The organism is Gordonia sp. (in: high G+C Gram-positive bacteria), assembly GCF_047602025.1.
GTDB lineage: Bacteria > Actinomycetota > Actinomycetes > Mycobacteriales > Mycobacteriaceae > Gordonia.
The window spans coordinates 260272-285624 of the sequence record NZ_JASGII010000001.1 but is presented as its reverse complement, the minus strand read 5'-3'; the positions used below and the strand labels follow the sequence as shown (position 1 = coordinate 285624).

General features: G+C 70.2%; 26 protein-coding genes. 12 read left to right on the top strand and 14 right to left on the bottom strand.

What is annotated here, in order from left to right:
• Positions 1-133 precede the first annotated feature (133 nt).
• From QM728_RS01385 to QM728_RS01370, 4 genes are read right to left on the bottom strand one after another with little or no spacing between them, the layout of a single operon-like run.
• The gene (locus tag QM728_RS01385) at positions 134-1111 is read right to left on the bottom strand and encodes a lipase family protein (RefSeq protein ID WP_415030264.1); all 978 of its coding nucleotides are present in this window, start codon (positions 1109-1111) and stop codon (positions 134-136) included.
• A 21-nt stretch (positions 1112-1132) separates the two neighbouring features.
• Positions 1133-2755 carry an AMP-binding protein gene (locus QM728_RS01380; protein ID WP_415030263.1) on the bottom strand — a complete coding sequence of 541 codons (1623 nt, stop codon included), beginning with the start codon at positions 2753-2755 and terminating at the stop codon, positions 1133-1135.
• A 17-nt stretch (positions 2756-2772) separates the two neighbouring features.
• Positions 2773-3690 (bottom strand): SDR family NAD(P)-dependent oxidoreductase, encoded by a 918-nt coding sequence (locus tag QM728_RS01375; RefSeq protein WP_415030262.1) that lies wholly within the window; start codon positions 3688-3690, stop codon positions 2773-2775.
• 16 nt (positions 3691-3706) lie between these two features.
• Entirely contained in the window at positions 3707-4672 is a 966-nt protein-coding gene (locus tag QM728_RS01370; protein ID WP_415030261.1) for an esterase/lipase family protein, read from the bottom strand.
• A gap of 418 nt (positions 4673-5090) precedes the next feature.
• Here QM728_RS01370 and QM728_RS01365 point away from each other — a divergent pair, with 418 nt between their 5' ends.
• Positions 5091-5987 carry an HAD family hydrolase gene (locus QM728_RS01365; RefSeq protein WP_415030260.1) on the top strand — a complete coding sequence of 299 codons (897 nt, stop codon included), beginning with the start codon at positions 5091-5093 and terminating at the stop codon, positions 5985-5987.
• 403 nt (positions 5988-6390) lie between these two features.
• On the opposite strand, the gene QM728_RS01360 is transcribed toward QM728_RS01365, so the two are convergent.
• Positions 6391-7146 (bottom strand): oxidoreductase, encoded by a 756-nt coding sequence (locus QM728_RS01360; protein WP_415030259.1) that lies wholly within the window; start codon positions 7144-7146, stop codon positions 6391-6393.
• Between the two features lie 80 nt (positions 7147-7226).
• Between QM728_RS01360 and QM728_RS01355 the strand changes: the two genes are divergently transcribed.
• The 4 genes from QM728_RS01355 to QM728_RS01340 all read left to right on the top strand — a co-directional run bounded on the left by QM728_RS01355 (position 7227) and on the right by QM728_RS01340 (position 11557).
• Entirely contained in the window at positions 7227-7970 is a 744-nt protein-coding gene (locus QM728_RS01355; protein WP_415030258.1) for a class I SAM-dependent methyltransferase, read from the top strand.
• Positions 7971-8107: 137 nt separating this feature from the next.
• Positions 8108-10045, top strand: a complete 1938-nt coding sequence (gene acs, locus QM728_RS01350; protein WP_415030257.1) for an acetate--CoA ligase — start codon at positions 8108-8110, stop codon at positions 10043-10045.
• Positions 10046-10108: 63 nt separating this feature from the next.
• Positions 10109-10621 carry a phage holin family protein gene (locus QM728_RS01345; protein WP_415032813.1) on the top strand — a complete coding sequence of 171 codons (513 nt, stop codon included), beginning with the start codon at positions 10109-10111 and terminating at the stop codon, positions 10619-10621.
• A gap of 6 nt (positions 10622-10627) precedes the next feature.
• Positions 10628-11557, top strand: a complete 930-nt coding sequence (locus tag QM728_RS01340; RefSeq protein ID WP_415030256.1) for an alpha/beta fold hydrolase — start codon at positions 10628-10630, stop codon at positions 11555-11557.
• A 61-nt stretch (positions 11558-11618) separates the two neighbouring features.
• On the opposite strand, the gene QM728_RS01335 is transcribed toward QM728_RS01340, so the two are convergent.
• The 5 genes from QM728_RS01335 to QM728_RS01315 are packed head-to-tail and all read right to left on the bottom strand — an operon-like array spanning position 11619 to position 15493.
• Positions 11619-12815: a MarP family serine protease gene (locus tag QM728_RS01335; protein ID WP_415030255.1), complete on the bottom strand. Its 1197-nt coding sequence runs from the start codon at positions 12813-12815 to the stop codon at positions 11619-11621.
• Complete coding sequence (locus QM728_RS01330; protein ID WP_415030254.1) at positions 12812-13681, bottom strand: NUDIX hydrolase; 870 nt, start codon at positions 13679-13681, stop codon at positions 12812-12814. The genes QM728_RS01335 and QM728_RS01330 overlap by 4 nt, the downstream gene beginning before the upstream one ends.
• Positions 13678-14361 carry a TlpA family protein disulfide reductase gene (locus QM728_RS01325; protein ID WP_415030253.1) on the bottom strand — a complete coding sequence of 228 codons (684 nt, stop codon included), beginning with the start codon at positions 14359-14361 and terminating at the stop codon, positions 13678-13680. Before QM728_RS01325 ends, QM728_RS01330 begins: the two co-directional genes overlap by 4 nt.
• Positions 14358-15104: an endonuclease III gene (gene nth / locus QM728_RS01320; protein ID WP_415030252.1), complete on the bottom strand. Its 747-nt coding sequence runs from the start codon at positions 15102-15104 to the stop codon at positions 14358-14360. Before nth ends, QM728_RS01325 begins: the two co-directional genes overlap by 4 nt.
• A gap of 41 nt (positions 15105-15145) precedes the next feature.
• Positions 15146-15493 carry a hypothetical protein gene (locus QM728_RS01315; RefSeq protein ID WP_415030251.1) on the bottom strand — a complete coding sequence of 116 codons (348 nt, stop codon included), beginning with the start codon at positions 15491-15493 and terminating at the stop codon, positions 15146-15148.
• A gap of 85 nt (positions 15494-15578) precedes the next feature.
• Here QM728_RS01315 and QM728_RS01310 point away from each other — a divergent pair, with 85 nt between their 5' ends.
• From QM728_RS01310 to QM728_RS01300, 3 genes are all read left to right on the top strand, one after another.
• Positions 15579-16283: a DUF1266 domain-containing protein gene (locus QM728_RS01310; RefSeq protein WP_415030250.1), complete on the top strand. Its 705-nt coding sequence runs from the start codon at positions 15579-15581 to the stop codon at positions 16281-16283.
• A gap of 86 nt (positions 16284-16369) precedes the next feature.
• Positions 16370-16600, top strand: coding sequence for a hypothetical protein (locus QM728_RS01305; RefSeq protein ID WP_415030249.1), 231 nt, complete (start codon positions 16370-16372; stop codon positions 16598-16600).
• 124 nt (positions 16601-16724) lie between these two features.
• Positions 16725-17399 carry a Crp/Fnr family transcriptional regulator gene (locus QM728_RS01300; protein WP_415030248.1) on the top strand — a complete coding sequence of 225 codons (675 nt, stop codon included), beginning with the start codon at positions 16725-16727 and terminating at the stop codon, positions 17397-17399.
• Positions 17400-17413: 14 nt separating this feature from the next.
• On the opposite strand, the gene QM728_RS01295 is transcribed toward QM728_RS01300, so the two are convergent.
• Genes QM728_RS01295 through QM728_RS01285 form a run of 3 tightly spaced genes read right to left on the bottom strand, consistent with a single transcriptional unit; the run spans position 17414 to position 18913 of the window.
• Positions 17414-18265, bottom strand: coding sequence for an MBL fold metallo-hydrolase (locus tag QM728_RS01295; protein WP_415030247.1), 852 nt, complete (start codon positions 18263-18265; stop codon positions 17414-17416).
• Positions 18262-18735 carry a RidA family protein gene (locus QM728_RS01290; protein ID WP_415030246.1) on the bottom strand — a complete coding sequence of 158 codons (474 nt, stop codon included), beginning with the start codon at positions 18733-18735 and terminating at the stop codon, positions 18262-18264. The genes QM728_RS01295 and QM728_RS01290 overlap by 4 nt, the downstream gene beginning before the upstream one ends.
• Positions 18736-18739: 4 nt before the next feature.
• The gene (locus tag QM728_RS01285; protein ID WP_415030245.1) at positions 18740-18913 is read right to left on the bottom strand and encodes a hypothetical protein; all 174 of its coding nucleotides are present in this window, start codon (positions 18911-18913) and stop codon (positions 18740-18742) included.
• On the opposite strand from QM728_RS01285, the gene QM728_RS01280 reads away from it, so the two are divergent.
• Positions 18912-20000, top strand: coding sequence for an ArsA family ATPase (locus tag QM728_RS01280; RefSeq protein WP_415030244.1), 1089 nt, complete (start codon positions 18912-18914; stop codon positions 19998-20000). The genes QM728_RS01285 and QM728_RS01280 overlap by 2 nt on opposite strands.
• Entirely contained in the window at positions 20001-21119 is a 1119-nt protein-coding gene (locus QM728_RS01275) for an ArsA family ATPase (RefSeq protein WP_415030243.1), read from the top strand.
• A 13-nt stretch (positions 21120-21132) separates the two neighbouring features.
• Here QM728_RS01275 and QM728_RS01270 read toward each other — a convergent pair whose 3' ends face one another.
• Positions 21133-21450, bottom strand: coding sequence for a WhiB family transcriptional regulator (locus QM728_RS01270; protein WP_415030242.1), 318 nt, complete (start codon positions 21448-21450; stop codon positions 21133-21135).
• Between the two features lie 286 nt (positions 21451-21736).
• Here QM728_RS01270 and QM728_RS01265 point away from each other — a divergent pair, with 286 nt between their 5' ends.
• A complete protein-coding gene (locus QM728_RS01265) occupies positions 21737-24187 on the top strand; it encodes a penicillin-binding protein (RefSeq protein ID WP_415032812.1) in 2451 nt (816 codons plus the stop codon).
• Between the two features lie 125 nt (positions 24188-24312).
• Positions 24313-25296 (top strand): metallophosphoesterase, encoded by a 984-nt coding sequence (locus QM728_RS01260; protein WP_415030241.1) that lies wholly within the window; start codon positions 24313-24315, stop codon positions 25294-25296.
• Positions 25297-25353: the final 57 nt, after the last annotated feature.

The following is a 25353-nucleotide window of genomic DNA, read 5'->3' as shown; positions in this document are numbered from 1 at the left end:
CCGCAACTCGGGATCGACGACCGGGGGCAGCTGCGCGTCGCGGAGCCGCTCGGCCAGATACTTGTTGGCCCGGACGTGGTACGCGGCGCCGCCGAGGAGGTGCTCGACGCCGCGCATCCGCCAGAAGTCGACGTCACCGCCGGCAGCGGTCCAATCGGACGCCAGCGTCTTCGAGCTGCCGGTACTGGATCGCCTGATCCCAGGCCGCCGCGGCCACCAACACCGGCACGCCCGGTGCGGTGTCGCCGAGCCGGTTCTCCTTTATCCGCGCGCGGACCGCCGGATCGTCGAAGGGCAACGGATCGGCCGCCTTGCGGACGTTGCGCCACGAGGTGAGGAAGAAGCCCGCCCCGATGGCGACGATCAGATGGGTGCGGCGGAAGAAGCGCGCCAGCCGTCGGCCGCGGCGGGTGAAGAATCGATCGATGTCGAGCTCGGGGTAGGCGTTGCCCAAGCCGATCAGTGTGTACAGCAGCAGGAAGGAGAAGGCACTGCGCCGGTGGAACTCGTACAGCTCCATGAGGTCCGCCGGCACGCCACCGGTGGCCCCGACGACGAGCGGCAGCTCGGGCGCGTACGTCGGCTGCAGCTGCAACGCCCAACTCGAGGCACAGCCACCCTCGGAGAAGCCGGTGATGGCGACCGGCAGCCCATCGGCACGGGCCTCCGGCAACTGCCGCGCAGCGCGGATGCAGTCCAAGACGCTCGGGCCGAGCGCGCGCCCGACCACGTACGGATGGCCGCGCTCAGCGTCGTCGCCGAGACCCGGGTAGTTCGGCAGCGCCAGCACCCAACCGCGGCGCGCGGCGGCGGCGATGAACGACGCCTCGTACTCCAGGCCGAGGCGCAGCTGGGCGGACAGCGCGGCGGCCCGCGGCGCGAGGCCCTGGCTTCCGACGGCGTAACCCACCAGCGCGGTCACCGCGCGGCCGCGCGGCCGGAGCACGGTGCCGGTCACCTCGATCAGCTCGCCGGTCGCCGACGTCGTCGTGTAGCGGATCTCCCAGGCGTCGGCCTTCATCCGCACGCCCGGGACGATGCGCGCGGTCATCGGCCGATAGTCGAGAAGTCGCCCGGCGCCGTCGACCGGCGTCGTGATCGGTTCGGTCATGCAGCTGAGAGTATGTGCTACCTACGGTATGGGGAACTCTTTCAGCAGCTCCGCCTTGAGCACTTTGCCCGCCGCATTGCGCGGCACGGCCGGGACGACGACGAATGTCTTCGGCACCTTGTATCGCTCGAGCCGCTCGCGCAGGTACCCCTTGAGGGAGTCTCCGCCCAACTCGGCATCGCCATCCCCGACGACGTAGGCGGCCAACACCTGCCCGTACTCCGCGTCGTCGACGCCGAGCACGACAGCATCGGTGACGGCCGGGTGCTCGGTGAGTGCAACCTCGACCTCGCGCGGGAAGACGTTCTCCCCGCCGGACACGACCATGTCGTCGCCGCGCCCGTCGATGAACAACAGGCCGCGCTGGTCCAGGTGCCCGAGGTCGCCGGTGTCGACGTGGCCGTCGAGGATGGCCTTGGCGACCGGCTTCGCCGCCGGATCCGGCGTGTAGCCGGTGTAGTCCAGCGGTCCGCGCACAGCGATGCGCCCGGTCGTCCCGACGGGTACGACCTTTCCCGCATCGTCGACGATCCGGATCGAGACACCCAACCCGGGGCGACCCGCCGCACCGGGCTCGACTGCCAGGTCGTCGGCGGCGGCGATCGATACGACGCCCGCCTCGGTGGAGCCGTAACCGTTGACGAGGATGTCGCCGAACGCGCGTTGGAAGGCGCGCACCGTGGCGGTGGTGATCGGCGCGGCGCCGGTGAGCGCGACGCGGAGCGGGATGTCGCGGGCCGTGGCCGCCAGCCCGGGGACCGCGACGAGCCGCTGCAGCATGACCGGTACGGCGATGAGGACCGTCGCGCGGTGGCGGACCATGTCGTCGAGGGCCGCCGTCGCGTCGAACCGGCGACGACACACGACCGTCCCGCCGACGGCGGCGATCCCGAGGACGCCGAGCAGGCCGAAGCCGTGAAAGAACGGTGGCCCGACATAGGCGACGTCCCCCGGCCGCAGGTCGACGTGCGCGACGCCCGTCGCGGCGAGCTGGACGATGCCCCACGGGCTGATGCTGCGCGGCACCCCCTTGGCCAGCCCGGTCGTACCGGAGGTGAGCAGCACCACCTTCCCGGCTTTGCGCGACGGCGGCGCCGGCGGCGGCGGGTCGGCCACGATCGACCAGAGCGACGGCCCGGTCGCGTCCGGATCGGCCCGTAGCCGGCGCCCGCGCCACCCGGCAGCGGCAATGGCCCCGCTGAACTCGTCGTCGTGGATGAGGACGTCGAGGTCGTGCCGGTCCAACAGCGCGGCAAGCTGGGCCGGCGGTACTTCGGTGTTGACCGAGACGATGTCGGCGCCGGATTGCGCGGCGGCGACCAGCCCGACCACGAAACCGCGGTGGTTGCGGCACAGGATGCCGACCGCGCGGCCCCGGTCGCAGCCATGGCGGCGGAGGTCGGCGGCGACGGCCGAGGCGGCGTCGACCAACTCCCGGTAGGTGATGGAGCCGTACTCGTCGATCACGGCCGTGCGGTCGGGAAAGCGCGCCGCCGAGATGGCCAGGATGGCGGCCGGCGTCGAACCGTACCGGTAGACCGCCCGCAGCAGTCGGCCCGCTGTCGCCGGTCCGGGCGGCTTCAGGACGCCCGATCTCACAATCGCCGACGCAGCACCGAGCCACTGCCGCGCGTCGCCGCGCACACCTGACGAGCGTCGACTCACACGTCGGCCTTGCCCGCGACGCCCATCGCCGCGGTGAAGGCGGCGTCGGACGCCTTGGTCTCGCCCGAACGCCGGTCGACGAGCGACAGCGTGAGCTCCAGCGGGCCCTCGAAGACCGTGCTGACGACACCGAGTTCGCGCAGCCCGCGGGGTGCCATGGTCCGCGGCCGGCGCGTGATCGCGTAGGCCACGGTGCGCGCGGCCTGCTCCGGTGTGTGGCCGGGCATGCGGGCGACCCAGCCGGTCGCCACCATGCGGCTCTTGATGTGCCCGGCGTACAGGCTCGTCACGGTGACGCCGTAGTTCCGCGACTCCATCGCCACCGAGCGGATCCACTTGTCGAATCCGTCCTTGGTGGCGATGTAGAAGCCCCACCGCGGCGCATTCGGCATCAGGAGACCGGCGGTCGCGATATTGACGATGTGGGCGCCGCCCTGCTTGCGCATGTGCGGCAGCAACGCCAGGGTCAGCCGCATCGGGCCGAGGAAGTTGACGCCGACCATCGACTCCATGTCCTGCGGCCGCAGCGCGCTGCGAAACGCCGACCGGCGCAGCGACTTGCCCGCGTTGTGGACGAGGACGTCGACCCGCCCCAGGTCCTTGACGACGGCGGCGGCGAACTTGTCGACCGCCTTCAGGTCGCCCATGTCGACGGCGTAGGTGTGTGCCCGACCGCCGGCGAGAATGATCTCGCTCGCGACCTCGTCCAGTTTGGGCCGGGTGCGCGCCGCCAGCACGACGATCGCGCCGTGCTTGGCGAGCAACTTGGCCGTCGCCTCCCCCTGCCCGTAGGACGCGCCGGTGATGAGCACGACCTTGCCGTCGACGGCTTTCCGGATCCGCTTGGCGTCGTACTCCATCGGCGGTCCCACAGCGGCCAGCGCCAGCCGCTCGTCCATTCGCATCTCAGCCATGACTTGCAGTATCCACCTATCCGGTGAACGGCGGCACGACCATGCAGGGCACCTTGACCGGGTGCTCGGGATCGAGCGCGTTGAGGGCCATGAAAGCGGCGCGCTTGGAGCCCGCGATCGCCATGTGGTCGCTGTAGTCGGTCGGGCAGGAGTCCTGCACGACGATGTTGCGCACCTTCGCCCCGGAGCGGCCGGCGGGCTGGATGCCACTGGTGTACGGAAGCACCAGCTCGTCGTAGCGGGTAGTGATATTCGTATAAGTGATGCCCTTCACGTACGGCGAGCCGCCGCGCCAGATCTTGTCCACCATCGCCGAACCCGGAAGCATCTGACTCAGGGCCTGGCCGATCGGCATCCAGCGATCACCGGCCCCCAGCCCGCCGAGGAACTTCGACACCGGGACCATCAGGTCACCGGCGGTACCGTGCCACAGCGGTGCGAGCGAGACGTAGTTGGTGACCTTCCCCGCCCCGCCCAGGTACTTCAGGTAGTAGGTCGGCATGAAGGTGCCCTGCGAGTGCCCGATGAGGTCGACGGTCTCGGCCCCGGTGCGCCGCAGGACGCCGTTGATGAACACCTTGAGCTGGCGCGCGGAGTCCTCGATCGGGAGCATCCCGCCGACCGCGGTGAACGGCCACGGCAGCGGCAGCGCGCCGTAGGTGAGGGCGTAGACGCAGTAGCCGCGATTGGCCAGCATCGCGCCGTAGGCGCCCCAGTTGGTCTGCTGGCCGCCACCGGTGCCGTGGACCAGGACGACGGGGCGCGGGTGCGCCGCCGACGGCGTGCAGTGCTTCTTGTTGGTGCCGGGCAGCGAGCCGCCGTGGTTGATCAACTCGTCGGGGATGCCACCGAAGAAGTTGTAGTTCTCCGGATACTTCGGCGCCGCCTCGGCCGGCGCCGCGGCGAACGCCACCGACGCTCCGGTGAGCGCGGCGAGAACCGCTCCGAGTATCCGTCCCCGTGTCTTACCCCTGGCTGCCATGACTCTCCCATTGTCGGTGCCGATTTGCGGGAAATCTATCGGTTGCGCAGCCATTTCGAGGGCGGTTCGGCCAACCATTCCCGACCGATTAGGAACAGTGTTGCCGAAATTGAAAGGAACAGTGTTGCCGCAATTCCGCCGGTCGTCGACGGGGCGCCACGGCGACGACGGGGGTGCGGTAATGGCCCGCGGCACGCCGAATCCGCGGCGACAGGGCGCTGAGCAGGGGATTCGCGGGGAACCGGACCAGAGTCCAAGACAACCCCCGAACAGAGGACGACCCCGGCCAATGGGGGGAGAAGGCCGGGGTCATCACATTTTCAGCCCCGGGGGGTCGGGCTGAAAAGATCCGGTTATGCGCCGGATACAGGCCAGCATACGCTTAGCGATTCTGCGTTTGCAATAACAAATATCGACGATGCGGCCGCGTGTCGGAACTTGCCCGACTCGGACGCCCGCGCGCGGGCCGAGCCGTAGGCTGGGCACCGTGACCCCTGCCGTCCGACCCGCCGGCGCGCCCGGAAGCATCGCCGCGTTCTTCGACCTGGACAAGACGGTGATCGCCCGCTCCAGCGCGCTCGCCTTCACCCGGCCGTTCTACTCCGGCGGGCTCATCAACCGCCGGTCGGTGATCAAGTCCGCGTACGCCCAGCTGCTCTTCACGTTGACCGGCGCCGACGAGGATCAGGTCGAGAAGTTGCGCGCCCACGTCACCGACATGGTCCGGGGGTGGCCGGTCGACCAGATCAACAGCATCGTCGACGAGACACTGCACGACATCGTCGAGCCGCTCGTCTTCGCCGAGGCCACCGAACTCATCGCCAATCACCAGGCCCGCGGCCACGACGTCGTGCTCATCTCCGCGTCGGGCATGGAGATGGTGCAGCCGATCGGCGACATGCTCGGCGTCGACGCGGTGCGCGCCAGCAAGATGTCCGTCGTCGACGGGAAGTACTCCGGCGAGCTCGAGTTCTACTGCTACGGCGAGGCCAAGGCGGAGGCCATCCGCGACCTCGCCGCCGAGAAGGGCTACGACCTCGCCGAGTGCTTTGCCTACTCGGACTCGGTCACCGACCTGCCGATGCTGGCGGAAGTCGGGCATCCGGCGGTGGTCAACCCCGATCGGGCGCTGCGCAAGGAGGCGGCCGCCCGCGGGTGGCCGATCCTCGCCTGGGAGCGGCCCGTCGGACTGTCGGACGGATTCGCGCCGTCGACGCGGACGTTGGCGATTTCGGCGGCCGCAGGGGTGGGCGTCGCGGCCCTCGGCGCCGTCTTATACTACGGCTTGCTGCGCCGCCGGCTCACCGCCGCCTGACCCGAGGCCAACCCCACCAGTCAAGCCCTCGCCGTGCCGATTTCCCACTGTCGACCGACACACATTCACTGCGCGAAATCTGTAGGGCCCAGAGTCTTGATGTGATCTGGGTCACGGTGTAGAACTAGGGGTACGGAACCGACGGAAGGCCAGATCCGACCCGGAAGAGAAGGATCGAATCCCCGACCGGAAGTTCCCAGCACGGGCGGCAAGCACCCACGCGGAGCACGCCGCCAGAGGCAGAAGCGTTGTGCACCTGCGAATGTCGGCCCCAGCCGAGAGGTACGGGCCCGGCAACCGATTCGCCGAGGTGAGTCCCACAACCCACCAAGCACGCTTGGTAACTTGGGCCCGTGCTTTGCGGGCGGTGACCATTGGTCGCCGCCCGCAACGTATGTCCGGACTATTTCTGCGCCCGCGGGCGGGCCGCGTCGGCAATCGCGGCGGCCTCCGCCGCCCCGGCCTCCAGCGCCGAGCAGCACAGCAGGATCCACTCGCCGACGCCCTCGGGCGTCCCCTCGCCGAAGGCCGACGCGGCGCGGTGGTACTCGGCCGGGCGCTTGAGCCAGGCCACCTCGGGGACGCCGAGGTTGTGCGGGTCCAGCCCCGTCGCCACGCAGGACAGCCGCGACGCGCCGCGCGCGACGATCCCATTCGCATGCGGGAACGGGGCCAACGCCGCCAACTCGCCGTGCACGACGGCGGCGACCACCGGCGCCGGAACGGTCGGCGGCGCCGTGATCACCTGCGTCAGCAGGTCCAGCCGCGCGCTCGCCCCCGGCCGCGGGCGGCCGAGCTCCTCGGGGTCGTCGACGAGGTCGGCGGCGGCCAACACGTGCAGTCGGGCCAGCGCCTGCGCCGGCGCACGGCGGTAGACGCCGACGAGTTGCTCGAGCGAATCACCGTCGAGGGCCTGCGCCACCCGCATCGCCCCGGCGAGGAGCGGATCGTCGTAGTCGCCGTCACGGCGCAGTTCGACGCTGCCGCCGTCGATCGCCGCCGACGACCGCCCGCCGCGCCACGACGCCTCCAGCGCCGTCGACGGCCAACCGCGCAGGTTCGCCGGATGCCGGTGGACGGCGGCGAGCGCGTCGCGCGCCCGGTCGGCGGCCGCCGCGACACCGGGCAGCTCGACGAGTGCCGCGAGAGGGTGGGACATACCTCTCAGATTACGGCCTGTCCCGCACCGCCCCCACGGGTTAGGCTGTCCTTAGTCAGTGTGGATCCCGGGAGGACGGCATGGCCGCGACGGTGGACGGCAATTCCCTGCAGGGCGTCTCGGCGACGACGCTGTGGACGCTGCGCAACCGGGCGGTCGAAGCCGCCCGTCCCGACGGCGTGCTGCACGACCCGCTCGCCGTCGAGCTGTACGAGACCATCGACTACGACTACGACAAGTTCGGCAAGCCGAGCCAATCGCACGCGCTGCGCGCCATCGCCGTCGACCGCGCCACCCGCGACCACCTGGACCGATATCCGGGCGCGGCGGTCGTCAACCTCGGCGAAGGCCTGCAGACGAGCTTCTGGCGCATCGCCGACCCCCGGGTGCGGTGGGTGAGCGTCGACCTCGAACCGGTCATGGCGGTGCGCCGCGAACTCCTCCCCCGGGAGAAGCAGATCATCGAGTGCCCCATCTCGGCGCTCGACCGCTCGTGGTTCGACACGGTCCCCGACGACCAGCCGCCGCTGATCATCGCCGAGGGGCTGTTCATGTACTTCACGCCCGACGAGGTGTGGCCGCTGATGACCGCGATGTCGACGCGCTTCCCCGGCGGCAGTCTGTGGTTCGACTCCATCCCATCGTGGTTCTCGAAGAAGACGCTCGAGGGCATGAACCTCACCGAGCGGTACCGGACTCCCCCGATGCCGTTCTCCCTCACGTCGCGGGCGCGCAGCAGATCCCCGCGCGGATCCCGACGATCACCCGCGTCGACGACGTCGAGATGCCGAAGGGCCGCGGACCGTGGGGGAGCTCGCTCCTGATGTCGCTCACCGATGCCCCACTGCTCCGGAACGTGCGCCCGTGCATGAGCCGTGCGCAGTTCGCGGCCTGAATTCGTGCTGCCGAACTTGACCCGCATCGCTGCGCGCCCGCCGCGCCCGTGACTACCCTCACAACTATGTCTGCCACCGCCGTCTATCCCCCGTCACCCGAGTTCGTCGCCCAGGCCAACGTCGGCCCGGAGATCTACGAGCGCGCCGACGCCGACCGCCTGGCGTGGTGGGCCGAGCAGGCGCGCCGACTGGACTGGGACACCGACTTCACCGACGTCCTGGACTGGTCGAACGCCCCCTTCGCCAAGTGGTTCCCCGGCGGCAAGCTGAACGTGTCGGTGAACTGCGTGGACCGCCACGTCGCCGCCGGCAAGGGCGACCGCGTCGCCATCCACTGGGTGGGTGAACCCGGCGACAGCCGCGACATCACCTACGCCCAGCTCAAGGACGAGGTCTGCCGGGCGGCGAACGCGTTCACCAACCTCGGCATCCGCGCCGGCGACCGCGTCGCCATCTACATGCCGATGGTCCCCGAGGCGATCGTCACGATGCTCGCCTGCGCCCGCCTGGGCGCCACCCACTCCGTGGTGTTCGCCGGCTTCACGGCAAAGGCACTGCGCTCGCGGATCGACGACGCCGAGGCCAAGCTCGTGGTGACCACCGACGGCCAGTACCGCCGCGGCCAACCGGCGCCGCTGAAGACGTCGGTCGACGAGGCGCTCGGCACCGGTGACGACGCGGCGAAGTCGGTCGAGCACGTCGTCGTCGTGAAGCGCACGAACCACGACCCGACGATGAACTGGGTCGAGGGCCGCGACGTCTGGTGGGACGACACCGTCGCGGAGGCGTCGACCGAGCACGAGCCGGAGGCCTTCGACTCGAACCACCCGCTGTTCCTGCTGTACACGTCGGGCACCACCGGCAAGCCCAAGGGCATCGTGCACGGCTCGGGCGGCTACCTGACGCAGACCAGCTCGACCTTCCACAACGTCTTCGACCACAAGGAGGGCCGCGACGTCTTCTGGTGCGGCGCCGACATCGGGTGGGTCACCGGCCACACCTACATCGTCTACGGCCCGCTCTCCAACGGCGCGACCGAGATCATCTACGAGGGCACCCCGAACACGCCCAACGAGCACCGCCACTTCGAGGTGATCGAGAAGTACGGGGTGACCATCTACTACATGGCGCCCACGCTGATCCGCACCTTCATGAAGTGGGGCCGGGACATCCCCGACGCGCACGACCTGTCGTCGCTGCGCCTGCTCGGCAGCGTCGGCGAGCCGATCAACCCGGAGGCTTGGCGCTGGTACCGCGAGGTCATCGGCGGCGACCGCTGTCCCATCGTCGACACCTGGTGGCAGACCGAGACCGGCTCCTGCATGATCTCGCCGCTGCCCGGCGTGACCGCCACCAAGCCGGGTGCCGCGATGCGCCCGATGCCCGGCATCAGCGCCCGCATCGTCGACGACGAGGGCAACGACACCCCGCGCGGCGAGCAGGGCTACCTGGTGCTCGACCAGCCGTGGCCGTCGATGCTGCTGGGCATCTGGGGCGACGACGAGCGGTACCGGGAGACCTACTGGTCGCGGTTCGCCGAGCAGGGCTGGTACTTCGCCGGCGACGGCGCGCGGTATGACGAGGATGGCGCGCTGTGGGTGCTCGGCCGCGTCGACGACGTGATGAACGTGTCCGGCCACCGCATCTCGACCTCCGAGGTCGAGTCGGCCCTGGTCAGCTACCCCGATGTCGCCGAGGCCGCGGTCATCGGCGCCGCCGACGAGACCACCGGCCAGGGCATCGTGGCGTTCGTGATCCTGCGCGAGGGCGTCGGCGCGCCGTCGGACTCCTTCGAGACCGACCTGCGCAACCACGTGGCGACCGAGATCTCGCCGATCGCCAAACCGCGCGAGGTGAACGTCGTGCCCGAGCTGCCCAAGACGCGGTCGGGCAAGATCATGCGCCGGCTGCTCAAGGACGTCGCCGAGGGCCGGGATCTGGGCGACACCTCGACGCTCGTCGACCCGTCGGTCTTCGAGAACATCCGCAGCCGCAAGCGGTAGCCGCATCCGCCCCGATCGCGGCATGGCACCATAACCGGGTAACCACCCACGGAGGACGATGTGATCGGTAAGAAGCGCTCGCAGGCGCCGACGGCTGGGCGAGAAGAGCCGATCCCGGCGATTCCGCTGACCGACGCCAACGCCGGGGCCAGCGGCGACCCCACCATCGGCAACCTGGTGAAGGACGCCACCGCGCAGGTGTCGACGCTGTTCCGCGGCGAGATCGCCCTCGCGAAGGCCGAGCTCACCCAGGAGGCCAAGAAGGCCGGCGCCGGAAGCGGCCTGTTGGCCGCGGCCGGGGTCATGCTGCTCTACACGAGCCTGTTCTTCTTCATCTTCCTCGGCGCGCTGCTGATGATCTGGCTGCCCGCGTGGGCCGCCTTCGGCATCGTGTTCCTGCTGTTGCTGCTCATCACTGCTGTCGCCGGGTTCTTCGGCTACAAACTGTTCACCAAGCTCAAGAAGCCCGAGAAGACCATGGACTCGGTCTCGTCGTTGAAGGAAGTCCTGCCGGGCCAGCCGCAGCTCGACGGGCCCGGGGCCCATTCCGCGCTGCCGCCCGCGCGGCAGCGCTGACTCCTCGTGCCCGCCCCCGATCCCTCGGTCGTCCGGTTCGACGGGCCGTGGCACCACCTCGACGTCCGGGCGAACGGGCTGCGCTTCCATGCGGTCGAGGCCGCCGACCGCGCACCCGCCGACGCGCCGCTGGTCCTCATGCTGCACGGCTTCGGCGAGTTCTGGTGGAGTTGGCGCCACCAACTGAGCGCCTTGACCAAGGCCGGGTATCGCGCCGTCGCCGTCGACCTGCGCGGCTACGGCGACTCCGACAAGCCGCCGCGCGGCTACGACGGCTGGACGCTCGCCGGTGACACCTACGGCCTGATCCGATCGCTCGGCCACAGTTCGGCGACGCTCGTCGGCCACGCCGACGGCGGCCTGGTCTGCTGGGGCACCGCCACCCTGCACCCCCGCGTCGTGTCGCGGATCGCCGTGCTCGCCTCACCGCACCCGCGGGCCCTGCGCCGCGAGGTGCTCCGCGACCGGGCGCAGCGCGAGGCCTTCCTCGGCGGCTTCCTCTACAAGCAGCTGCCGCGCTTCGGCGAGCGGCAGATCACCCGGCACGACGCCGCCTACCTGGTCGACTACTTCCGCGACCGCGCCGGCCAGCGCTGGCAGTCGTCGCGGGACTTCGACGAGGTGCTGGCCCGCAACCGCGAGGCCGTGCAGATCCCCGGCGTCGCACACTGCTCGCTGGAATACCAGCGCTGGGCCTACCGCTCCCAGTTCCGCAGCGACGGCGCCAAGTTCATGGACCTGATGAACCAGCCGGTCGGCGTTCCGGTGCTCGCGCTGCGCGGCCGCGACGACAACTACATCACCGAGAAGACCATGACGGCGAGCTCGCCGTGGGCACCGTCCCTCGACTACTGGGCCGTACCCGGTGCCGGGCACTTCGTGCACGAGGAGCAGCCCGAGCGCACGAACCGGCTCCTCCTCGACTGGCTCCCCTAGCACCGCCGAGCGTGCCCAGAATCTCGCCGAACGTGCCCAGATTTTCGCCGACCGTGCCCGGCTAACCGACCGTGCACGGCCCGGTCGAGACCGGCGCGGCACCGGACCGACCGCGCTCGACGTATCCGCGCAGCTCGTCGCCGGTGATCGCGAACCCGGTCTCGTCGCCGGCGTTGTCGCTGGCGCCGAAGATCATGCCGGCGACCGTCCCGTCGGTGGTGATCATCGGTCCGCCGGAGTTGCCCTGTCGGATGTGCCCGCGCAGCGTGTATGTCTCGCGCCGGCTCGGCGCGTTCCCGTAGATGTCGGGCGCGGTGAGCTGTACCCGGCCGCGCACCCGCAACGGCGAGGCGTGGAACGGCCCGTCCTCGGGGTAGCCGAGTGCGATCGCGTCGGCCTTGTTCTTGAGCGCCTTGTCGACGAACCCCAACGGTGCCGCCTTCAGCCCGGGGACGTCGAGGACGGCGACGTCGACGCGCGGGTCGAACAGCACGACGCGGGCCGGCAGCGACGCGTCGCCGACGCGGACGGTCAGCGTCGCCGTCCCGGCGACGACGTGCGCGTTGGTCATCACCCGCCGCGGGGCGAACACGAACCCGCTGCCCTCGAGGCCGCGCTGGCACGACGGCGCGTCGCCGCGGACCTTGACCACCGAGTCGCGCGCCTTGCCGACCCCGGGCGCGGCGGCCAACGCACCGTCGGGGGGATCGACGGGGTTGATCGTCGTGCGGCCGTAGGGGCCGATGGCGTCGGGCAGCCCCGAGTCGTTGAGAAGGGTGCGGAATCCGTCGGGCACGCCGCGCAGCCACGACGGTGCCGCGTCGCCGACTTCGGTCAGCAGCCGCGACTGCTCGACGGCGTCGGCGGCCGGGGCGAGTGACGAATCGCGGATCGGGCTGACCAGCAGCCACGCGGCGACGAGCACGGTCAGCGCTTGCAGCACCAGTCCGACGACGCTGTCCGCGAAGCGGACGGGGGTCGTGCGCAACCGTTGGCGCAACCATCGGCCGATGACGATGCCCGCGATCTCCCCGGCCACGACGAGCACGACCAGCACCGCGATTCCCGCGATCAGTCGGGTGCGCGGCTCCTCGATTCCGCCGATCACCCGGGGGGCGACGAGGATGCCGGCGACCGCGCCGACGACCAGGCCCAGCAGCGACATCGCCGACGCCAGCGCGCCCTGGCGGAACCCGGAGGCGGCGGCCACCAGGATGATGATGACGAGGACGACGTCGATCGCGGTGCCCACGGTCACGCCTCGGAATCGTTCGTGTGGAAGTCATCCGGTCGCGCTTGCGCGGGGAAATCGTCACTATCCGGCGGGAACGGCAGGTCGAGCGGGAGCCCGTGCTCCTGCGACGACTTCGCGGCGGCGATCGCGTCGTCGAGGGGCCGGACGTCGTCGTGGTCCCACGGCACGTCCCACCCGGAGGCGGCGCTGATCGCGGCGAGCAGCCCGCCGGTGAAGCCCCACACGAGCAGGCCGTCGACCATGAACGCCGGGCCCTGGTAGACCTTGCCGCCGAGGAAGTCGCGGCGCACCTGGAATCGGTTGGCCGGGTCCAGCAGGTCCGCCATCCGGATCCGCGCGACCCGTGCCGTCTCACCGGCGTCGACGGCCCGCACCGGGCTCGGCGTCTCCCAGTAGCCGAGCACGGGCACGACTTCGAACGGGCTGGGCAGCGTGGAGAAGGACGGGAGGTTCGCCAGCACCCGCACGCCCGCGGGGTCGAGGCCGGTCTCCTCCTGCGCCTCGCGCAGCGCGGTGTGCACCGGGTACGGCTCGCCGTCGTCGTGCCCGCCGCCGGGGAAGGCCACCTGCCCGCTGTGCTGGCGCAGGGTGGTGGCCCGTTCGAGCAGGAGCACGTCGACGTCGTCGGGCAGTCCGCCCGGCGCGGCGGGGTCCGCGTCGAAGCCGCCCGCGAAGAGGATGAGGACGGCGGCGGCCCGCCGGTTGCGCGCGGCCTTGACCATGCGTGCCAGTTTCGCGCGGTCCCCGCCGCGCCGATTCACGATGTCGGTGAGGGCGTCGACGTCGTCGGTGAGGGCGTGCAGCCACCCCGGGATGAGGTCGCGCTCGACGAGCGGCCCGGTCACGTGACCGTCGGGCAGGTGGCTCACAGTGTGACCCCCAGGTACTTGCCGGCGTCGGCGGCGAGGTCGTCGGGGTTCTCGTAGAGCCGGACCGGGGAACCGGCGATGGTGCCGTCGGCGCGCACGAACACCGTCGCCGGCAGGACCTGGCGGATCCGCAACGCGCGGGCCATGGCTCCGTCGGAGTCGAGGACGGTCGGCAGGTGGACGTCGATCTCGGTCAGCAGGGCGAGCGCCAGGTAGGCGTCGGCGCCCTGCCTGTCGTGCGCGGTCACGACGGTCACGCGGTCGCCGGCACGCTGCGCGAACCGTGCGACGACCGGCAGCTCGCGGCGGCACGGCCCGCACCAGGTGGCCCAGAAGTTGACGATGAGCGGTCGGCCGGCGGTGGCCGCGCCGATGTCGATCGTCGTGCCGTCGACCAGGCAGGTGGCGGTGACCCCGGCGAGCGCGGCTCGCGGCCCGGTCGGGCCGGCGCCGGTCGGGCACGGGGCCAGCGCGGCGCGACCGCGGGCCGCGGCCATCTCGTCGGGGGAGAAATTCGACGACGGCAGCGGGCGCGGCGGCGTGCTCGACGGTCCGGCGTCGTCGACCGGGGTGCTCGCGCGCGGCCAGATCGCGACGACGAGGGCGGCCAGCACCACGCCGAACACGACGGTCCAGCGGAACACCGGGGAGCGCAATCCCGCGCGCGTCGACGCCTTCACGAGTCGCCCATTCCGGCCAACGCCAGCAGGTGGTCGGTCTCCGGGCCCTTCACCAGCTTGGCGGCGGCCTCCTTGTCGACCGGTCCCTCGCCGTAGGAGGGGCAGTCGCGGGCGACGGTGCACACGCCGCACGCCGGTTTGCGGGCGTGGCAGACGCGGCGGCCGTGGAAGATGACGCGGTGCGAGTAGTCGGTCCACTCCTTGCGGGGGATCAGCTCGGCGATCGCCTTCTCGACCTTGACCGGGTCGGTCTCCTCGGTGAGCCCCCAGCGGCGGACCAGTCGCCCGAAGTGGGTGTCGACGGTCAGCCCGGGGACGTCGAACGCGTTGCCCAGGATCACGTTGGCGGTCTTGCGGCCGAAGCCGGGCAGCGTCACCAGCTCGCGCAGGGTGCGCGGCACCTCCCCGTCGAAGCGTTCGACGAGCGCCTGGCCGAGCCCGATGATCGAGTTGGCCTTGTTGCGGTAGAAGCCCGTGGGCCGGATGAGCTCCTCGAGCTCGGCGCGGTTGGCGCCGGCGTAGTCCGCGGCCGTGCGGTAGCGGGCGAACAGCGCCGGGGTCGTCTGGTTGACGCGGACGTCGGTGCACTGCGCCGACAGGATCGTGGCGACGGACAGTTCGAGCGGGTTGGTGAAATCCAGTTCGCAGTAGACGTGCGGGAAGGCGACTTGCAGCGTGCGATTGATCCGCCGCGCCCGGCGCACCAGCGCCAGGTGCGACTCGGGTTCTCCTCGCGCGGCCACCAATCCAGGTTAGCGAGGCCGCACGTCAGGCCGGTGACCGGTCAGTCGCCCGACTCCCAGCTCCCGACCGTCCCCTTGTCGACCGGCCACAGATCGAGCTCGATGGCGTAGTCGGGCAGTTCGGCGTGCAGCCGCGCCAACAACTCGCGCCCGGTCCGCTCGTACGCCGCCGCGTCGCCGGGTTCGGTCCAGCCGTCGTCCCAGTGGAATCGGGACTCGAAGAACTCCTGCCAACCGCGCAGGGCGGCCGCCGTGTCGGCGGACAGTCCCAGGTGGGCGCCGTCGTCGTTGCGCCCGTGCATGCGCATGCCCTCGCCCCACAGCGGCCAGCCGCACGAATAGTCGGACATCAACCGCAGTGATCGCGCGGGCGGCACGGCATCGGGCATGTCCCCGACGATAGCGCGGCCGCGTCGATCACCCGGTCGACACGGCCCTGGCCGGACGGCGCCACGACCACTACATTCGGGGCTCGTGACCTCCTTCAACTGGCTCGACCAACCCAAGTACTCCGCCGACCAGGTGCGCGCCCTGGCGCCGGCCGCCATCTTTCTGGCGATCCGCGCCAACGGGAAAGACGTGAAGGCGTGCTGCGACGACTTCGATCTCGACGGCGCCAAGTGGATCACCAAGCGCATGATGAAGGGCAGCTGGGGCGTGACCGACCGCGCCTCGGCACTGGCCATGGGCAGCGCCCTGCTCGAGGGGATGCACGGACCCGAGTTCGACGGGCTGCTCGAGCTGATCCTCCCCCACGTCGGCGACACCCCCGAGCAGCAGCGCGCGTTCATCGACTCCCTGCTGCCGGACTACGGCATGGAGGTCGCGAGCGACGCCGGCTACTTCCTCGCCGCGCTGCGCCTGCCGCAGATGCCCCACGAGTTCCGGTCGACCTACGCCTGGGACCTGGTCCGCATGGCCTTCGTCGTCCGCACCAGCGTCGGACTGGGCTACCTCACCGCCGACGAGGCGTGGCCACTGCTGACCGCCGGGGTGAACCGCGCCCGACAGTTCTACCCGTCGTGGCAGGACTTCGGCACCGCGTACGCCGTGGGGCGCGCCCTGTGGGCCTCCGACGGCGAGCACTTCTCCGCCGAGCAGTCGCTCGCCGAGTCGCAGCCGGCGCTGCAGAGCCTGCTGAGCGACCCGTCGAGCCCCTGGGTCCGCCTGCCCTGGTGAGCCCGAAACTCACACCTCGGTAACGATGGTGTGACGACTCCCGGTTTGAGTGGCCGGGCCGTATGCGCTGATGTTTACTGATCGGCATGCAAGGACTGGCGGCCATTCTGTTCCCCCTGGTTCTCATGCTCGTCGTCGTCGGCATGGAGAAGCTGGAGGTCTTGGTGATGCGGCATTCCGATGCCGTCAGCCCCGATCAGGTCGATTCGCTGCTGACCGCGCCGGGAGCCGCCGATTCCACCCCGGCGGAGGTGGCGAGCGTGGCGACTCTGCCACCTGTGCCGATCGCCGGCAGCTCGGCCCGTCGGGCCAGCTGAGCCACACGTTATCGCCAAACGTGACCCATCCAACATTTTGGGTCGCATTTCCAGTAGCCTGTGATTTTGATGCAGAAGGCGCTGGTTTCGCCTTCGTTTTGTGAGTGATGAGAGAGGTTCAACAGTGGACGACGTACTTGCCCGGGCCGGCATTTTTCAGGGTGTCGAGCCCAGTGCAGTTGCGGCGCTGTCCCAGCAGCTTCAACCGGTGGAGTTCCCCCGCGGACACGTGATCTTCCACGAGGGCGAGCCCGGCGACCGGCTCTACATCATCCAGTCCGGCAAGGTGAAGCTCGGCCGACGCTCCCCGGACGGCCGCGAGAACCTGCTCACCATCATGGGTCCGTCGGACATGTTCGGCGAACTCTCCATCTTCGACCCGGGCCCGCGCACGTCGTCGGCGACGACCGTCACCGAGGTCAAGGCCGTCTCGATGGACCGCGAGGCCCTCAAGGCGTGGATCAAGGACCGCCCGGAGATCGCCGAGCAGCTGCTGCGCGTGTTGGCCCGTCGCCTGCGCCGAACCAACAACAACCTCGCCGACCTGATCTTCACCGACGTCCCCGGTCGTGTCGCCAAGCAGCTGCTGCAACTGGCCCAGCGGTTCGGCACGCAGGAGAACGGCGCGCTGCGCGTGACGCACGACCTCACCCAGGAAGAGATCGCCCAGCTCGTCGGCGCTTCGCGCGAGACCGTCAACAAGGCGCTCGCCGACTTCGCCCAGCGCGGGTGGCTGCGACTCGAGGGCAAGAGCGTCCTCATCGCCGACTCCGAGCGCCTCGCGCGCCGCGCCCGCTGACCCGATAACGCGGGTCACTCCTCGCGCAGGTACTCCAACTGCGCCTTGACCGACATGCGCGCGGCCGGCCACAGCTTCTTGTCGACGTCGGCGTAGACCTTCCGCACGACCTTCATCGGCTTGGCCTCCTGCGCGGTGACGCCCATCGCGTCCAGCGCCGCCCGAATCTGGTCGATCCGCTCCTCGCGGTGCTTCTTGTAGTACCGCGCGACGGGCACGAGGTCGGGGTGGTCGGGGCCGTGGCCGGGGAGCAGCGCGGTCGCACTCTCCATCGGGCCGCTGCCCTCGACGATGAGCCGGTTCACCGAGTTGAGGTAGTCGCGCAGGCCGCCGTCGCGCGGGTCGAGCACCGTGGTGCCCTCGCCCAGAATCGTGTCGCCGGTGAGGATGGCGCGCTGACCGTCGTGCTCGACGAGGAAGCTCATCGAGTCGCCGGTGTGCCCGGGGGTGGCCAGCGCGGTGATCTTCAGCCCGGCGGCCTTGATCACCTCGCGGTCGACGAGCGGGCGCGCGTCGCGGCACAGACTCGGGCGCTTGGCGCGCACCGGGGCGCCGGTCCGCTTGTAGAGGGCGTTGATGGCGCCGACGTGGTCGTGGTGGCGGTGGGTGATCAGCGTCAGCACGACGTTGCCCGCCTTGACGATCTCCTTGACGTGCGGCTTGTGCTTGCGCGGCCCCGGGTCGACGACGACGCAGTCCGGGTGGCCCGGCGCCCGCAGAATCCAGGTGTTGGTGCCCTCGAGCTCCATCATTCCGGGGTTCTCGCACAGCAGGACCGACGCGAACGGGGTGACCTCGCGCAGCTTCCCGTAGGCCGGGTGCTTCAGTTCCTCGACCTCGGGCTCGGGGGCGGCTTCGGTGCTCACGGCTTCACCTCGACGATCAGCTCGACTTCCACGGGCGCGCCGATCGGCAGTTCGTTGACCCCGACGGCCGAGCGGGCGTGTTTGCCGGCGTCGCCGAAGATCTCCCCGATCAGCTCCGACGCCCCGTTGACGACGCCGGGCTGGCCGGCGAAGCCGTCGGCCGAGGCGACGAAGCCCACCACCTTGACGATCTGGACGATCGCGTCGAGGCCGACGAGGGCGTCGACGGCGGCCAGTGCGTTGAGCGCGGCCTGTCGCGCGGCGGCCTTGGCGTCGTCGGGCGAGACGATGCCCTCGGCGCCCTCGGCGACCTTGCCGCGGAACATGAGCTCGCCGTCGACCATCGGCAGCTGGCCGGCGGTGTAGACCAGGTTCCCGGTCCGCACGGCCGGTTGGTAGGCCGCGAGCGGCGGCACCACCGGGGGCAGCGTCAGACCCAGTTCGGACAACCGCGACGACCAGCTGCTCATCGTTCTAGTCCTTGGCCCGTTTGAGGTAGGCGACGTGCTGCTCGCCGGTCGGCCCGGGCAGGACGCTGACGAGTTCCCACCCGTCGGCACCCCACTGGTCGAGGATCTGTTTGGTCGCGTGGGTCAGCAACGGGACGGTCACGTACTCCCACGCCGGTCGTGAAGATGACTCGCTCATGTGGTCCAGCGTATCGGGCGGTGTCAACGCGACTAGTGTTTACGTCGTGGTCACCACAAAAGGTAACGACGCCGGGCCTGCTGCGAGTGATTCCTGGCCCCCCGCCGCGAAGCGGGCGCGTCTGCATTTCATCTCCGGAAAAGGCGGCACCGGCAAGACCACCATCGCCGGCGCCCTCGCCCTCGCCCTGGCCCAACAGGGCAAGAAGGTGCTCCTCGTCGAGGTGGAGGGCCGCCAGGGCATCGCCCAGCTCTTCGATCGCCCGCCACTCCCCCCGACCGACGAGTTGATCGCGACCGTCGAGGGCGGCGAGGTGTACGGCCTGGCCATCGACATCGAGTACGCGCTCCTGGAATACCTCGACATGTTCTACAACCTCGGCTTCGCCGGTCGGGCGATGAAGCGCATCGGCGCCATCGACTTCGTGACGACGGTGGCCCCCGGCCTGCGCGACGTCATCCTCACCGGCAAGATCAAGGAGCGCATCATCGCCACCGACAAGGGCGGCAAGCTGCTGTACGACGCGGTCGTCGTCGACGCCCCGCCCACGGGTCGGATCGGCAACTTCCTCGACGTCACCCAGGCGATGGCCGACCTCACCAAGACCGGCCCGATCCGCAACCAGAGCGACGGCGTCACCAAGCTGCTGCACTCCCCCGACACCGCGGTCCACCTCGTGACGCTCCTGGAGGCGATGCCCATCCAGGAGACCGTCGAGGCCGTCGACGAGTTGCTCGCCAAGGATCTGCGGGTCGGCACGATCTTCGTCAACCGCGTCGTCCCGGCGCTGCTGCCCGACGACGAGATCGACGACATCGCCGAGGGCACGATCGACGCGGCGCGGATCAAGTCCAACCTGGCGGCCGCCGGCATCGACCTGGACCAGGACGAGTTGGCCGGACTGCTCACCGAGGCCATCGAGCACGCCATCCGCTACCAGGCGCAGCAGGTGGCCTCCGGGCAGCTCGACACCGTCGAGAACAAGGGCGGGGCGACCATCGCGACGCTGGAGCTGCCGAACCTGGACGGGCACGACACCGCGTCGGTGTACGAGTTGGCCCGCGTGCTGCGAGAGGCGGGCGTCTAGATGACCGAGGCGCTGAAGATGGGCGGGATCCTGCTCTCGCCGAAGACGAAGGTCGTGATCTGCTGCGGCGCCGGCGGCGTCGGCAAGACGACGACGGCCGCCGCGATGGCGCTGTACGCGGCCGAGCACGGGCGCAAGGTCGCAGTGCTCACCATTGACCCGGCCAAGCGGCTGGCGCAGTCGCTGGGCGTCGACTCGCTCACCAACGAGCCGCAGCCCGTGCCGCTCACCGGCGCCGACGGCAAGAAGGTCACCGGCGGCGGTTCGCTCGACGCGATGATGCTCGACATGCGCCGGACCTTCGACGAGATGGTCCTGGAGCACTCGACGCCCGAGCGCGCCGAGGCGATCATGGCGAACTCCTTCTACCAAACGGTGGCGTCGTCGTTCTCCGGCACGCAGGAGTACATGGCGATGGAGAAGCTCGGCAAACTCCTCGAGGAGGACCGCTGGGACCTGATCGTCGTCGACACCCCGCCGTCGCGGAACGCGCTCGACTTCCTCGATGCGCCGCAGCGGCTGGGCTCGTTCCTGTCCGGGCGGCTGAGCAAGATGCTGATCGGCGGCGGCCGCGGCGTCGGCCGGGTCGTCACCGGCGCGATGGGGTTGGCGATGCGCGGCGTCTCGACCGTCGTCGGCGGCGACACCCTGCGCGACGTCGCGACCTTCGTGCAGTCGTTGGATTCGATGTTCGGCGGCTTCCAGGAGCGGGCCGCCCGCACCTACGAGCTGCTCAACCAGCCGGGCACCCAGTTCGCGGTCGTGGCGGCGCCGGAGCCCGACGCGCTGCGCGAGGCGGCGTTCTTCGTCGACCGACTCTCCACCGAGCGGATGCCACTGGCCGGGCTGATCGTGAACCGCACGCACCCGAACCTGACCTCGATCTCGGCGGCCACCGCGGCGGCCGCGGCCGAGAAGATGGACGACCCGCTCACCAAGGGGGTCCTGGACGTGCACGAATTGCGCACGGCGACGGGGCGTCGCGAGTTGGATCTGTTGAACCGGTTCACCACGGTGCACCCGAAGGTGCCGATCGTCGGTGTGCCGGCGTTGCCGTTCGAGGTCGCCGATGCCACCGCGCTGCGCGCCGTGGCCGAGCAGATCACCTCACGGGGATGAGCCGGGTGAGTTCCTAGCCGACGTCGGCGCGCTGCCGGCGCCGCTGCGCCTCGAAGAAGTCCGCCCACGAGGTGACCTCGGGGTGCTGGCGCAGCAGGGCGCGGCGCTGGCGTTCGGTCATCCCTCCCCAGACACCGAACTCGACGCGGTTGTCCAACGCGTCGGCACCACACTCGAGCTGTACCGGGCAGTGGCGGCAGATCGTGGCGGCCTTGCGCTGGGCGGCGCCGCGGACGAACAGCTGGTCCGGATCCTCACCTCGACACTTCGCCTGCGACACCCATGCCTGTCGCGCTTCCGATTCCCCGGTCGTCAGTGTCGTCGGCGTCATGCCAGCCCCTCTGCCTCGTTCGCTCGTCTACACAGTTACCCAGGTCATCTTCGACCCGGCGGTGTTGTGTAGGTCACATCCGTCGTCAAATCTATGTAGAGCGCCGCCCAGAAAGCAAGACCTGTACCAAAAAACTGGGACATTCGTGCTAACCGCGAGCAAACGCCCCTGTTCACGGCATTTTCGGCCGATCCGCCGATATCACGAGACAGTCACGGCGCGCGCCTACCGACTTCTTAGGAATCCCCCGTATCCTGTGGGCGTGCCGTCTAAACCCACCTCCCGCATGACGTCGGAGACGAAGAGCAAGCTCGGCCGGCTGGCCGGGGCGATCCTCGTCTCCGGCATCCTGGTCGCCGGTTTGCTGTTCCCGCTCGCCAGCGGGGTCGGCATCGCGTCCAACAAGGCCGCCGCCGCGATGGAGAACGTCTCGTCCGAGCTGCTGAACGGCACCGTCCCGGAGGTCACCACGATGACCGACGTGACGGGCAAGCCGATCGCGCTCCTCTACGACCAGTACCGCTTCCAGGTCGGATTCAACGACATCAACCCGAACATGATGCGCGCGATCGTCGCCATCGAGGACCGCCGCTTCTTCGACCACGACGGCGTCGACTGGAAGGGCACGATCCGCGCCGCCCTGAAGAACTCGTCGAGCGGCGAGGTCCAGCAGGGGGCGTCGACGCTGGACCAGCAGTTGATCAAGAACTACCAGCTGTTCGTGCTGTCGAGGACCGAGGCCGAGAAGCAGGCCGCCACCGCGACCACCCCGGCCCGCAAGCTCCGCGAGGTCCGCATGGCCCTCACCATGGAGCAGTCCATGACCGAGCAGGCCCGCCGCGAGCGCGGCCTGGACGCCAAGGGCGCCAAGGAGGAGGCCAAGAAGCAGATCCTCACGCGCTACCTGAACACGGTTCCGTTCGGCAACAACGCCTTCGGCATCGAGGCCGCGGCGCAGACCTACTTCGGCATCCCCGCCCGCGAGTTGAACATCCAGCAGGCCGCGATGCTCGCCGGCCTCGTGCAGTCCAGCTCGGCGCTGAACCCGTACACGAACCCCAAGGGTGCGACCGAGCGCCGGAACCTGGTGCTCGACACCATGGTCGACGTCTTCCCGGAGCACAAGGACGAGATCGAGAAGGCCAAGAAGGAGCCGCTGGGCATCCTGCCGCAGCCGAAGGTCGCCCAGCAGGGCTGCATCTCGGCCAAGAACAGCGGCTTCCTGTGCGACTACGCGCTGAAGTTCCTCGCCGAGAACGGGATGTCGCGCAACACCGTGATGCGCGGCGGCTACACGATCCGCACCACGCTCGACCCCGTCGTCCAGCGCAACACCGTCCGCGCGCTGCAGCAGTACGCCAGCCCGTACGCCGACGGCGTCGCCCAGGTCGCCAGCGTCATCAAGCCCGGCGAGCGGTCGCACGACCTGCTCGCGATGGGCTCCTCGCGCAACTACGGCCTGCGCCTGAAGGCCGGCGAGACCGTCCAACCGCAGCCGTTCTCCCTCGTCGGCGACGGCGCCGGTTCGGTGTTCAAGATCTTCACCGTCGCCGCGGCCCTGGAGAAGGGCATCGGCGGCGGCTCCAACATCCCGGTGCCGACGCGGCTGGCCCTCAAGGGCATGGGCAACAGCGGTGCCACCAACGGTTGCCCGCCCGGCATGTTCTGCGTCAAGAACGACGGCAAGTACCCCGCGTCGATGTCGATCACCAACGCGCTCGCGCAGTCGCCGAACACGGCGTTCGTCGAGCTGCTGCGCCGCGTCGGCGTCCCGCCGACCGTGGACATGTCGGTGCGCCTGGGCCTGCGCAGCTACACGACCCCCGGCTCGTCGGGCATCGGCGACAAGTCGATCGCGACCTACGTCAAGCAGGGCAACCTCGGTTCGTTCACGCTCGGCCCGTTCGCGATCAACGCGCTCGAGCTATCGAACGTCGCCGCGACGCTGTCGTCGGGCGGCGTGTGGTGCCCGCCGAACCCGATCGCCGGCATCACCAAGGTCAAGCGCGACCGCTACGGCAACCTCGTCATGGGGCCCGACGGCAAGCCGGCGATGGCCAACGTCCCGTTCGCCCCGCCGCGCTGCGAGCAGGTCGTCGACAAGGGGCTGGCCCGCACCATGGCGAACCTGATGAGCAAGGACGACGTCGGCGCCGGTACGGCCGCCGCCGCGGCCCGCGGATCGGGCTGGAGCATGCCGATGTCGGGCAAGACCGGCACCACCGAGGCGCACCGCTCGTCGGCCTTCGTCGGCTACACCAACAACCTGGCCGCGGCGGTCTACGCCTACAACGACGGCCCCCGCCCCGCCGAGCTGTGCTCGGGCCCGCTGCGCCAGTGCGGCTACGGCAACCTCTACGGCGGCAGCGAGCCCGCCCGCACGTGGTTCAGCGCGATGGGACCGGTCGCCGACAAGTTCGGCCCGACCTTCCTGCCGCCGGTCTCGTGGGAGTACATGCAGGGCACACCGCGCGGACGCATCCCGAACGTCGTCGGCCTGCCGGCCAGCGAGGCGACGGCACGGCTGCAGAAGGCCGGGTTCAAGGTGACCCAGCTGGAGGCGCCGAGCTCGCGCCCGAAGGGATCGGTCGTGTTCACCGCACCGGCGTACACCGCGATGCCGGGCTCCCAGGTGACCATCTACGTCAGCGACGGCAAGAAGACCGGCGGCGGCCCGACCGAGACCACGGTCGAGGTTCCCGGCGTCGGCCCGGTCGAGATCCAGATCCCCGGCTGACCGCCACCCCCTCTTTCGCCGAGCGGGCGGTCCAACCCCGCCGAGTGGGCGGTCCGATGTCGCCGAGTGGGCGGTCCGATGTCGCCGAGTGGGCGGTCGGTGCGCCCGCGCGTATCCTGATACGCATGTCTGATCGCGCTGTTTCCCGTCTGACGTCCGTGCTGTCCTCGCCCGCCGCGCGGGCCGCGGCGGCGACGGCGGGCGCCGGGGCGGCGGGGCTGTTCTACGCGACGGTGATCGAGCGCAACGCGTTCGCCCTGCGCCACGCGACGCTCCCCGTCCTCGAGCCGGGGTCGACACCGTTGCGCGTGCTCCACATCAGCGACCTGCACATGATGCCCGGCCAGTACCTGAAGCAGGCATGGGTCGCCGAGCTCGCGGCCCTCGAGCCGGACCTGGTCATCAACACCGGCGACAACCTCGCGCACCCAAAGGCGCTGCCCGCGGTGATGCAGGCGCTCGACGGCCTGCTCGCCCACCCGGGGCTGTTCGTCTTCGGCTCCAACGACTACTTCGGTCCGACGCCGAAGAACCCGTTGAAGTACTTCGACACCGACCACGAGCGCAAGCACGGCGAGCCGCTCCCCTGGCGCGACATGCGCGCCGCGTTCATCGAGCGCGGCTGGCTCGACGCAACGCACCGCACGCACGAGATCGAGGTGGCCGGCACGCGCATCGCCGCCGCCGGCGTCGACGACCCGCACCTGGACCGCGACCGGTACGACACCATCGCCGGCCGACCGAACCCGCTCGCGCAATTGCGATTGGGGCTGACCCACTCGCCCGAGCCGCGCGTGCTCGACCGCTTCGCCGACGACGGCTACGACCTGGTCATGGCCGGCCACACGCACGGCGGACAGCTCTGCCTGCCGTTCTACGGCGCCATCGTCACCAACTGCGAGCTGGACCGCTCGCGGGTCAAGGGACCGTCGCAGTGGGGCAACCACATGCGCCTGCACGTCAGCGCCGGCCTCGGCACGTCGCCGTACGCGCCCGCGCGCTTCTTCTGCCGCCCCGAGGCGTCGCTGCTGACGCTGACCCCGGTCGCGTCGGGAGGCGACGAATCGGCCGCCGAGCAGCGACCCCAGCTCGCCGCCGACCGCGCCTGAGGAGAGATTCCCCGCGCACAATCGGGCAGTGGTATGTACCCTGTTGTCGATAATGAG